Consider the following 1,969-nt stretch of genomic DNA (forward strand, 5'->3'; position numbering starts at 1 on the left):
CCTCAGTCCCATTTTGCTGGTGGGTATGGTTGTCCTGATCGCCTATCTCACCAAGATCAACGACAATGAAAAGCGGATTGTCTCCGTACTCAATGAAAGCCCCTTTTTTCAGGGGGATTTTCTTCCCCAGCCCGGGGTTTCTTTTGTAACCCTGCGGGATTTATCCCTGGAGGAGGCCAAAGACAGTACCCTGTCCATGGGTTACTACGGACTGCTTCATCTCGAGGATGGTGCGCAACTGGATTGGGTAGCCGAACGCGCGTATCTCTATACCCGGGAGGCTCCGAGTACTTCCGTCCTGGATCGGATCGAGCGGATACTGGAAAGGGGATTGCGTCTGTACAGGCTCGAAGAACTCGGGATGAGCCCTGAGACGTACGCCGATCTCGGCGTGGGATATGAAATCAACACAGCCACTTTTGCCGGTGAACGCAGTGTTAAGGGAATCAATGAATTTAAAGCTCTTGTAGGCGGGGGATTCGGATATCTTATCATGATGTTTATAATCATATACGGGGGTTTCGTCATGCGTTCTGTAATAGAGGAAAAAACGAGTCGAATTATTGAAATCATTATTTCTTCCGTCAAGCCTTTCCAATTAATGTTGGGTAAAATTATCGGGACCTCCCTGGCGGGGATCACCCAGTTCTTAATTTGGATAGTTTCGGCCACCCTCCTGATGGTCCTCGTGTTGGTCTTTTTAGATCTGGATCCGTCCATTCTGCTCGAGGGGTCCGGGACAGCTCCGGGCCTTGAAGGGATCAACCCGGTAAACCAGTTGCAAACCGATGCTACTACAGCCCTGATCGTGGAGGAATTCCTCAACATTCCCATGGGATTGATGATAGGGTTTTTCCTGGTTTACTTTATTTTGGGCTATCTCATCTATAGCTCCATCTATGCGGCCATTGGCGCCGCTGTTGACAATGAGACGGATACCCAACAGTTTATCTTTCCTATAATCCTCCCTCTGATGCTGGCCATATACGTGGGCTTCTTTTCTGTTTTTTCAAACCCACATGGTCCTATTGCCGTAGGATTTTCTATTTTTCCACTGACCTCACCCATCGTAATGATGATGCGGTTGCCGGGCGGAATTGGGGAAGGGGGCGTACCTGTATGGCAACTCCTGCTTTCGATCTTTTTGCTGATACTCACTTTTTTGGCGATCGTTTACCTGGCCTCGAGGATTTACAGAGTAGGTATTCTTATGTATGGCAAAAAACCCACCTACCGGGAATTGCTCAAATGGTTAAAGTATTGAGTTTATGGTTCAGGACACTACAAATGATGTAAAGGATTTTATCGAAAACGATCTCTGGCAGACCATTGAGGAGTTTCTGAACACGGGTATTCACCTGGGCGATTCCAACAACGGTATACATATTACGTTTGGCCTTTTGATCCTCGTCATTCTCGCGCTGATCGCCACGAAGTTTTTGATGAACTGGACACGGGTACTCTTGACCCGGAAGATGGATGCAGAGGATAAAATGAAATTTGTCACCATTTTCAAATACGTAAAGTACCTGATCTACGTCGGTGTCATCTTGCTCACGATGAGCTCCGCAGGTATTGATATTACCCTGCTCATTACGGCTTCTGCGGCACTCTTTGTCGGTATTGGACTCGCACTGCAGGAGTTGTTTCAGGATATTATCGGCGGGATCCTGATTGTGGTCGATAAATCCTTAAGTGTCGGGGATATAGTAGAGGTCGACGATCGCATTGGGAAAATACTGGAAATCAGGCTCAGAACTACCCTGGCCCAAACCAGGGATGAGAAGGTCATGGTGATTCCCAACCACAAGTTTATGATGGAAACGGTGTTTAATTATACCCAAAACCATCGCGTAACAAGAGAGGCTGTAAGTGTCGGCGTGGCCTACGGCAGTGATGTGGAACTCGTTACCCGATTGCTGCTCGAGGCTGTGAGGGAGGAAGAAGGCGTGCTTAAACAGAGGGAAGC

Annotated in this window: 2 protein-coding genes; both read left to right on the plus strand. The window is 48.0% G+C overall.

Annotation, left to right across the window (positions count from 1 at the left end):
- Positions 1-1,264 (plus strand): ABC transporter permease (locus WBV75_RS04650; protein WP_424119483.1); only part of this gene is annotated, 1,264 nt, incomplete at its 5' end.
- Positions 1,265-1,268: 4 nt separating this feature from the next.
- A partial coding sequence (locus WBV75_RS04655; protein ID WP_424119484.1) for a mechanosensitive ion channel family protein occupies positions 1,269-1,969 on the plus strand: 701 nt, incomplete at its 3' end.

The organism is Robiginitalea sp. (assembly GCF_049588695.1).
Classification (GTDB): domain Bacteria; phylum Bacteroidota; class Bacteroidia; order Flavobacteriales; family Flavobacteriaceae; genus Robiginitalea.